This is a genomic window from Streptomyces adustus (assembly GCF_009377175.1).
In the GTDB taxonomy this organism is placed as follows: domain Bacteria; phylum Actinomycetota; class Actinomycetes; order Streptomycetales; family Streptomycetaceae; genus Streptomyces; species Streptomyces adustus.
On the sequence record NZ_VJZD01000025.1, the window covers coordinates 54,575 to 63,634 of the forward strand.

Annotated in this window: 7 protein-coding genes; 2 read left to right on the plus strand and 5 right to left on the minus strand. The window is 72.9% G+C overall.

The genetic code is table 11. The features are described from left to right. Positions 1 to 44: 44 nt before the first annotated feature. Positions 45 to 1,514, plus strand: coding sequence for an ArnT family glycosyltransferase (locus FNH09_RS09065; protein WP_152886237.1), 1,470 nt, complete (start codon positions 45 to 47; stop codon positions 1,512 to 1,514). Between the two features lie 145 nt (positions 1,515 to 1,659). Here FNH09_RS09065 and FNH09_RS09070 read toward each other — a convergent pair whose 3' ends face one another. After that, entirely contained in the window at positions 1,660 to 2,052 is a 393-nt protein-coding gene (locus tag FNH09_RS09070) for a PIN domain-containing protein (protein WP_152886238.1), read from the minus strand. 69 nt (positions 2,053 to 2,121) lie between these two features. On the opposite strand from FNH09_RS09070, the gene FNH09_RS09075 reads away from it, so the two are divergent. After that, on the plus strand, positions 2,122 to 3,138 hold the full coding sequence (locus FNH09_RS09075; RefSeq protein WP_162468299.1) for a DUF8189 domain-containing protein: 1,017 nt from the start codon (positions 2,122 to 2,124) through the stop codon (positions 3,136 to 3,138). A 94-nt stretch (positions 3,139 to 3,232) separates the two neighbouring features. Here FNH09_RS09075 and FNH09_RS09080 read toward each other — a convergent pair whose 3' ends face one another. The 4 genes from FNH09_RS09080 to FNH09_RS09095 form a co-directional block, all read right to left on the minus strand. Then, positions 3,233 to 5,371 (minus strand): 3-hydroxyacyl-CoA dehydrogenase NAD-binding domain-containing protein, encoded by a 2,139-nt coding sequence (locus tag FNH09_RS09080; RefSeq protein WP_162468300.1) that lies wholly within the window; start codon positions 5,369 to 5,371, stop codon positions 3,233 to 3,235. Then, the gene (locus tag FNH09_RS09085; RefSeq protein ID WP_162468301.1) at positions 5,368 to 6,585 is read right to left on the minus strand and encodes an acetyl-CoA C-acyltransferase; all 1,218 of its coding nucleotides are present in this window, start codon (positions 6,583 to 6,585) and stop codon (positions 5,368 to 5,370) included. Before FNH09_RS09085 ends, FNH09_RS09080 begins: the two co-directional genes overlap by 4 nt. A gap of 800 nt (positions 6,586 to 7,385) precedes the next feature. Further along, positions 7,386 to 8,675: an HRDC domain-containing protein gene (locus FNH09_RS09090; RefSeq protein WP_162468302.1), complete on the minus strand. Its 1,290-nt coding sequence runs from the start codon at positions 8,673 to 8,675 to the stop codon at positions 7,386 to 7,388. Between the two features lie 175 nt (positions 8,676 to 8,850). Then, positions 8,851 to 9,060 (minus strand): response regulator transcription factor (locus FNH09_RS09095; protein WP_162468303.1); only part of this gene is annotated, 210 nt, incomplete at its 5' end.

Genomic DNA, 9,060 nt, shown 5'->3' on the forward strand with positions numbered 1-9,060 from the left:
GTCCCGTTCAGGTGAGGGATGCGGGGCCGGATAACGTGCTCCCCATGTCTGCCGCGCCGCTCGCCACACCACGTTCCGTAGTCGCAGCCGAAGCGGCGACGTCGTACTGGAAGCGCCTTTTACCTCTGCTCGCGGTGCTGGCCTGCGTCACCCGGGTGCCGTCCTTCGTGCCGCCGCTGTGGAACCCGGACGAGGGTTATCTCGCCGTGCAGGCCCGCCTCCTGGCCCACGGCGGACAGCTCTACCAGACGGTCGTGGACCGCAAGCCGCCGCTGGTGCCGTGGCTCTACCAGGGGGCGTTCGCCCTGTGCGGCTCGCACTCCCTCACCTGCGTGCGGGTGTTCGCGGTGCTGGCCGAGCTGCTCACCGCCGCGGCTCTCGCCTCGCTCGCCCGGCGCCGCTGGGGCGACCGCGCCGGCCGCACCGCCGGCGTGCTCTACCTGCTGGTCTCGGTCGGACTCAACCCCGAGGACGCGCAGGCGGCGGGCTTCGAGGTGTTCATACTGCCCTGTACGGCAGTCGCGATGTGGTGCGCCGACCGGCGCTGCTGGGCGACCGCCGGGGCCGCGGTGGCCTGCGCCTTCCTCGCCAAACAGACCGGGGGCGCGGTACTGCTGCCGGTGCTGTGGCTCTGCGGCACCGCACGGCCGGACGGCACCGCACGGCCGGCCCTGCTGCGGCTGGCGACCGGCGCGGCCCTGCCGGTGCTGGGCGCCGCCCTGCTGACCGACCCGGCGGGCTTCCTCTTCTGGACCGTCACCGGCTCCGCCGCCTACGCCACGTTCACCGGCTCCGAACTGCACGTCCTGGGCCGCGGGCTGCTCAACACGGCCATCCTCGCGGTCGCCTGCGCGGGCCTGCTCCCACCCGTCGTACGGGCCCTGCGCATCGCGCGCACGGGCGCGGCCGACCTCTGGCTGTGGCTGGCCGCGTCGGGCGGAGCGGTGCTGCTGGGCTTCCACTTCTTCGGCCACTACTACCTCCAGCTGATCCCGCCGCTCGCGCTGCTGGCCACCTCCGCGCTCCAGATCCTGCCCCGGGACCGGGCGCCGGCCGCCGTGCTGACCTCGTCCTGCTGCTGCGCCCTGTTCCTTGCCTGGGGGCTGCTCGCCCCGCGCCCCGAACTCGCCCACGCCCAGCGCCTGGCCGCCGCCGTCGCCGACCGCACCGGCCCCACCGACCGGGTCCTGCTGTGGGGCATGCACCCGGAGACGTACTGGCTGGCCGACCGCATCCCCGCCAGCCGCTATCTGACGGCCGGTCTGCTCACCAACTTCAGCGGCGGCCGCGACGGCCCCCAGGTCGGCGAGAAGTACGCGGTTCCCGGCACCTGGCCGGTCTTCCGCGCGGAACTGGCCGACCGTCCGCCGTCGCTGATCGTCGACGACTCCCGCGGCGGCCCGTACGGCCCGGCACGCGTTCCCGGGCTGCGGCACCTGCTGGCGGCCGGGTACCAGGAGGCGGGGAGGGTGGACGGGGCGGTGCTGTACCGGCGGGCGGCGGCGGGACAGTGAGCCGACCGGCCGTCAGCCCTTACCGCCACAGCCCGCACGGCCGTCACCTCGTACGGCCGCCACAGCCCGTACGGCCGCCACAGCCCGTACGGCCGCCACAGCCCGTACGGCCGTCACCTCGTACGGCCGTCACCTCGTACGGCCGTCACCCCGGACGGCCGTCACCCCGTACCGCTCGCGGTCCCGTCACCTGCGCGCCCAACTCCGTCACCCGGCGCCGGAGTTCACGGTCGGCCGTGACGACCAGACAGGGGCGCCCGGCGGCATCGGCGACGACCCGGACGAGGTGGTCGTCGCCGCTGCCGGGCGCCGACTCCACCCGTACCCCCGGCACGGACTCCACCCCACGGGCCGCGCCCTCCACCACCAGGACGATCTCCACCGGGCCGTCGTGCCCCGGCAGGCCGTCCGCCGCCAGCCGGTCCCGCAGCCGCCGCGCGGCGCCGTGCCGGTCGCGCCACCAGCCGTCGGGCACCGACCCGACGACGTTCGCCGCGTCGACGATCACGAGGAGGGGGCGCGCGTCCTGGTCGCTCATGCGCCCAGCCTCGCACGGAGATCACCCGGTATCGACCACGGTCCCCGGCGGCGGCATTAAGGTGATCCGGTGCACGGCGACTGGTTCATACGCGGCCGCGACGGCCGGCTCAGTGTCTACATGTTCTCGGACGAAGCGGTCCTGTGCCGCGCCGAACGCGGTCCCGGCGGCGCCTGGAGCGCGCCCCGCAGGGTCGGCGGCGAGCAGCGACTGCACCCCGTCCTCGGCACCGGACAGGGTGTCGACGGCTATGCCCATCTGGTCTCCTGGCGGCCCACCGCGCCCGGCGAGTCCGGCCTGGTGCACTCCACCCACTACCAACCCCGGCTCTCGGCCCTGGACTGGACCTCGATCGGGCACCCCGACAAGAAGGGCGACCGCACCGGGATCCCCACGGTCGCGGTGGACGCCGAGGGACGCGCCCACGTCTTCGTCCGCAACGCGGCCGGCGGGATGAGCATGCGGGCCCAGAAGGAGACGGGCGGCTGGGAACCCTGGCACGACCTGAAGGGGCACGACGTCCAGGGGGAACCGGCCGCGGTGACGGGGGAGTCGGGCCGCGTCGAGCTGTACGCGGCGGTGCCGGGCGCCCTGTTGCACTGGCGGCAGGAGGAGGCGGGCGCCGCGCCGGTCCTGGAGGAGGCGATGGAGGCCACGGCCCGCCCGGGCACGCTGCGCGCGCTGGCCACCTCGTCGGGGAGTACGACCCTGCTCTTCACCGACGACTCCGGCGACCTGCGCGCCTGGCGTCCCGGCGGCGAGCCCGTCACCGTGCTGACCGCCGCCGGTCCCGGCCGGGTCGCGGCGGTCCGCTGCGAACTGGACGGCCACGACTGTACGTTGCTCGCCCAGCGCGCCGACTCGGGCCGGATCGCCTTCGCCGCCCACCCGACCGAACAGGAGACGGCCGGGGCCTGGTGGACCGAGTCGGGCGCGCAACTGCCCGGGGACGCGGAGGTGAGCCTCACCGTGGACGAGGACGGCCGCGTGGTCGCGGCCGCCCTCTCCCCGTCGACCGGCGAACTGCGCCTCACCCGCCGCAAGGCCGAGGCGGGCCTGGCGCTGGAGGCGTGGCGCACGGTCTGAACGACGGTGACACGCAGACCGCCCCCGCCGCTGTGGAAGCGGCGGGGGCGGTCTGTGGTGTCGCACCGGTGTCAGGACCGGTGCCCGGTGGACGTCACGCCGGGACCGAAGCCACCCCAGGCTCCAGGAACGGCTTGCCGTTCACCCGCTGCGAGACACCCTCACGGTCCAGGTACGGCGTGATGCCGCCCAGGTGGAAGGGCCAGCCGGCGCCCGTGATCAGGCACAGGTCGATGTCCTGGGCCTCGGCGACGACGCCCTCGTCGAGCATGAGCCCGATCTCCTGGGCGACCGCGTCGAGGACCCGGGCGCGCACCTGCTCCTCGGTCAGGACGACGTCGCCCTGCTTCAGGAGCGCGGCGACCTCGGGGTCCAGCACCGGCTTGAAGCCGTTCTCGGCGGAGTAGACGTAGAAGCCGCGCTTGCCCGCCTTGACGACGGCCGCGAGGTTCGGGGAGACCGTGAAGCGGTCCGGGAAGGCCCGGTTGAGGGTCTCCGAGACGTGCAGACCGATCGCGGGACCGACCAGCTCCAGCAGGACCAGCGGGGACATCGGCAGGCCCAGGGGCTCGACCGCCTTCTCCGCGACCTCGACGGAGGTGCCCTCGTCGATGACGTTCTGGATCTCGCCCATGAAGCGGGTGAGGATGCGGTTGACGACGAACGCCGGGGCGTCCTTCACCAGGACCGCGGTCTTCTTCAGCTTCTTGGCCACCGCGAACGCGGTCGCCAGCGACGCGTCGTCGGTCTGCTCGCCGCGGACGATCTCCAGCAGCGGCAGGATCGCGACCGGGTTGAAGAAGTGGAAGCCGACGACCCGCTCGGGGTTCTTCAGCTTCGAGGCCATCTCGGTGACCGAGAGGGACGAGGTGTTGGTGGCGAGGATCGCGTGCGCCGGGGCGACCGCCTCGACCTCCGCGAACACCTGCTGCTTGACGCCGATCTCCTCGAACACGGCCTCGATGATGAAGTCCGCGTCCGCGAAGCCCTCGGCCTTGTCCAGCACACCGGAGACCAGCGCCTTGAGGCGGTTGGCCTTGTCCTGGTTGATCCGGCCCTTGCCGAGCAGCTTGTCGATCTCGGCGTGGACGTAGCCCACACCCTTGTCGACGCGCTCCTGGTCGATGTCCGTGAGGACGACCGGGACCTCCAGGCGGCGCAGGAACAGCAGCGCCAGCTGCGAGGCCATCAGGCCCGCGCCGACCACGCCGACCTTGGTGACCGGGCGCGCCAGGCTCTTGTCCGGGGCGCCGGCCGGGCGCTTGCCGCGCTTCTGCACCAGGTTGAACGCGTAGATGCCGGAGCGCAGTTCGCCACCCATGATCAGGTCGGCGAGCGCCAGGTCCTCGGCGTCGTAGCCCTGCTGGAGGTCGCCGTTCTTGGCGGCGGCGATGATGTCCAGCGCGCGGTAGGCGGCCGGGGCCGCACCGTGCACCTTGCCGTCGGCGGCGGCGCGGCCGCGGGCGACGGCCTGGTCCCAGGCCTCGCCGCGGTCGATCGCCGGACGCTCGACCGCGATGTCGCCCTTGAGGACGTTCGCCGTCCAGATCAGCGACTGCTCCAGGAAGTCCGCACCCTCGAAGAGGGCGTCGGCGATGCCGAGGTCGAAGACCTGCTGGCCCTTGAGCTGCTTGTTCTGGTTGAGGCTGTTCTCGATGATCACCGAGACGGCCTTGTCCGCGCCGATCAGGTTCGGCAGGATCGTGCAGCCGCCCCAGCCGGGGACCAGGCCGAGGAAGACCTCGGGCAGCGAGAACGCCGGCAGGGCCTTGGAGACCGTGCGGTAGGTGCAGTGCAGGCCGACCTCGACGCCGCCGCCCATGGCCGCGCCGTTGTAGTACGCGAAGGTCGGGACCGCGAGGCCCGCGAGGCGCTTGAAGACCTCGTGACCGCCCTTGCCGATGGCGAGCGCGTCCTTGTGCTCCTTGAGGAGCTCGACGCCCTTGAGGTCGGCGCCGACCGCGAAGATGAACGGCTTGCCGGTGATGCCGACACCGACGATCTCGCCGGCCGCGGCCTCCGCCTCGACCTGGTCGATCGCGGCGTTGAGGTTCGCCAGCGACGCCGGGCCGAAGGTGGTCGGCTTGGTGTGGTCGAAGCCGTTGTCCAGCGTGACGAGCGCGAAGCGCCCGGCGCCGTACGGCAGGTCGAGGTGGCGTACGTGCGCCGACGTCACGACCTCATCGGGGAACAGCTCGGCCGCACCCTTCAGAAGCTCAGCGGTGTTGCTCACTTGTCCCCCTCGAAGTGCGGGTTCTCCCAGATGACCGTCGCGCCCATGCCGAAGCCGACGCACATGGTGGTCAGGCCGTAGCGGACGTGCGGCTGCTCCTCGAACTGGCGGGCCAGCTGCGTCATCAGACGCACACCCGACGAGGCGAGCGGGTGGCCGTAGGCGATCGCGCCGCCGTACTGGTTGACGCGCGCGTCGTCGTCGGCGATGCCGTAGTGCTCCAGGAAGGCGAGGACCTGGACGGCGAACGCCTCGTTGATCTCGAAGAGGTTGATGTCCTCGATCGTCAGGCCGGCCTGGGCCAGGGCCTTCTCGGTGGCCGGGATCGGGCCGTAGCCCATCACCTCAGGCTCGACGCCGGCGAAGGCGTAGGAGACCAGGCGCATCTTGACCGGCAGGTCGTGCTCGCGGGCGAAGTCCTCGGAGGCGAGGATCGAGGCGGTGGCACCGTCGTTCAGACCGGCCGCGTTGCCCGCCGTGACCCGGCCGTGCACCCGGAACGGGGTCTTGAGGCCGGCCAGGCTCTCCAGGGTGGTCCCCGGGCGCATCGGCTCGTCGGCGGTGACCAGGCCCCAGCCCGTCTCACCGGCTTCCGCGTTGGTGCGGCGGACCGAGATCGGCACCAGGTCCTGCTGGATCTTGCCGTCGGCGTACGCCTTGGCGGCCTTCTCCTGCGAGCGCACGGCGTACTCGTCGGCGCGCTGCTTGGTGATGGTGGGGTAGCGGTCGTGCAGGTTCTCCGCGGTCATGCCCATGAACAGGGCGGACTCGTCGACGAGCTTCTCGCTGACGAACCGCGGGTTGGGGTCGACGCCCTCGCCCATGGGGTGACGGCCCATGTGCTCGACACCACCGGCGATCACGGCGTCGTACGCGCCGAAGGCGATGGAGCCCGCGGCGGTGGTGACGGCGGTCAGCGCGCCCGCGCACATGCGGTCGATGGAGTAGCCGGGGACCGACTGGGGGAGACCGGCGAGGATGCCGGCCGTACGGCCCAGCGTCAGACCCTGGTCGCCGATCTGCGTGGTCGCGGCGATGGCGACCTCGTCGATCTTCTTGGGGTCGAGGCCCGGGTTGCGGCGCAGCAGCTCCCGGATCGCCTTCACGACGAGGTCGTCGGCGCGGGTCTCGTGGTAGATGCCCTTCGGGCCCGCCTTGCCGAACGGGGTGCGGACGCCGTCGACGAAGACGACGTCCCTGACGGTACGAGGCACGATGGCTCTCCTCCAGATGCGGGATGGCACTGCAGCGCGGCACACGCGCTGAGCGCGCGCTCACCTCCCCATGCTACTTGCGAGTAACCATGCTGCCCAGTCCCGGGGGCTGGAGCGGCGAAGGTCACATTCGCCCGCGCCCCGGAGCCGCTCCCGCGGGGGTGCGGAAGCCGCTCCCGCGGGGGTGTCGAAGTGGCCTCGTGGGGGCGCCGGGGTCGCCTTGCAGGGCGTGCCGGGGTCAGGTGAGCGTGTGGCGATGTCGCCGCGCGGGAGGGGCGTGCCGCCGCCCGTCCACGCCGGATCTTGGCGTGATCTCGACGTACGCCCCTGCTCCGTTTCCGCCACCTCTTCGGGGCGTACGGGGAGACGCAGGGCGGGGCGGAGTGCGGACGCGGTCCGCCCGCGTCCCCGGCGGCCCCTTCGGCAGCGGAGGTCCGCTGGAGTGCTCGGACGTCCGCCGGGGGCCTCGACCGGCCCGTGGCGGTCCGCGTCAGGGCCCCCGATGGTCCGTGTGGAGGTTCGTCAGGTTCCTGGGCGGTCTGTGCGGCGCTCCGCCGGGGTCCTCTGCGGACCTGCGATGGTCCGTGCGGGTCTTCGACGGGCCGTGTGGGGGTCCGTCGGGGTCCTCGGCCGGGGGCCCTGGTGGTTCGTCAAGGTCCCCGGCGGACTCTGTGAGGGGCCGTCGGGGACCTCGGTGGGTCGTGGTGGTCCGTCGGGGGACCCGGTGGTTGATGGTGGGTCCGGTCGGGCCCCGACGGGCCGTATGGGGAGTCGTCGGGGGCCTCGGTGGGTCGTGGTGGTCAGGGGGTCTTGACGGACAGGGCCTCGGACAGGGCCGGGGCCACCAGTTGCACCTGCCAGGGGCGTGCGCCGTAACCGGCCAGCGCGGCCGCGGTGGAGTCCACGTCCGTGTTCTTCGGCGGCTCCCAGCAGACCCGCCGCACGGTGTCCGGTGTGATCAGGTTCTCCTGAGGCATGTCGATCCGCTCGGCCAGCGCCGACACCGCGGCCCGCGCGGCCGACAGCCTGGCCGCCGCGGCCGGGTCCTTGTCCGCCCACGCCCGCGGCGGGGGCGGGCCGGTCACCTGCTGCCCAGGCTGCGGCAGCTGCGCTTCGGGCAGCGCCCTGGCGCGGTCGACGGCCGCCTGCCACTGGTCCAGCTGCCGCCGCCCCATGCGATGCCCGAACCCGGCCAGCGCGGCGAGGGCGTGCACATTGGCCGGCAGCGAGAGGGCGGCCTCGACGATGGCCGCGTCGCCGAGCACCTTGCCCGGCGAGACGTCCCGGCGCTGCGCGATCCGGTCGCGGGTCTCCCACAGCTCGCGCACCACCGCGAGCTGGCGCCGCCGCCGCACCTTGTGCATGCCGGACGTGCGTCGCCAGGGGTCCTTGCGGGGCTCCGGCGGCGGAGCCGAGGCGATCGCGTCGAACTCCTGCCGGGCCCACTCCAGTTTGCCCTGCCGGTCCAGCTCCTTCTCCAGCGCGTCGCGCAGGTCGACGAGGAGTTCCACGTCCAGGGCCGCGTAGCGGAGCCACGGCTCGGGCAGCGGCCGGGTCGACCAGTCGACGGCGGAGTGGCCCTTCTCCAGTACGAATCCGAGCACGCTCTCGACCATGGCGCCCAGGCCGACCCGGGGGAACCCGGCGAGTCGTCCGGCCAGCTCGGTGTCGAACAGCACACTCGGGACCATGCCTATCTCGCGCAGACAGGGCAGGTCCTGGGTGGCCGCGTGCAGCACCCACTCCACACCGGACAGCGCCTCGCCCAGCGCGGAGAGATCCGGGCAGGCCACGGGGTCGATCAGGGCGGAGCCGGCGCCGGCGCGGCGCAGCTGCACCAGATAGGCGCGCTGGCCGTAGCGGTAGCCGGACGCGCGTTCGGCGTCCACGGCCACCGGGCCGGTCCCGGCGGCGAAGGCGGCGATCACCTCGGCGAGGGCGGCCTCGTCGGTGATCACCGGCGGAATGCCCTCGCGGGGTTCGAGCAGGGGTACGGGCGCCCCGGTCGCAGAAGATCCGCCGTCGTCCGGAGGGGCGCCTCCGGTGGTTCGCAGTGACGTGGCTGCTGCGGTCTCTTGGGCGTCGGTCACATGTCAAGGGTATCCGTGTATCGACAGCGCCCGCCGACGGAACGTTCCGTCGGCGGGCGCCTGGGGGGTGTAAACCAGTCACGTATCACACGTGTCAGTGGAATCGGTCAGTGGGGCAAAGGGGTGAAGCTTCGGGCGGTGACCCGGTCGGGAGATCGGTAGGCGGTCGTGGTGGTCAGTGGATGATGCCGGTCCGCAGCGCCACCGCGACCATCCCGGCGCGGTCGCCCGTGCCGAGCTTGCGGGCGATACGGGCGAGGTGGCTCTTGACGGTCAGCGCGGACAGGCCCATGGAGACGCCGATCGCCTTGTTCGACTGGCCCTCCGCGACCAGTCGCAGCACCTCGACCTCGCGTCCGGACAGTTCGCGGTAGCCGCCCGGGTG

Bases quoted from the DNA above. Each gene is read 5' to 3' on its own strand.
- FNH09_RS09065 (WP_152886237.1), top strand. From the start codon at position 45: ATGTCTGCCGCGCCGCTCGCCACACCACGTTCCGTAGTCGCAGCCGAA.
- FNH09_RS09070 (WP_152886238.1), bottom strand. From the start codon at position 2,052: ATGAGCGACCAGGACGCGCGCCCCCTCCTCGTGATCGTCGACGCGGCG.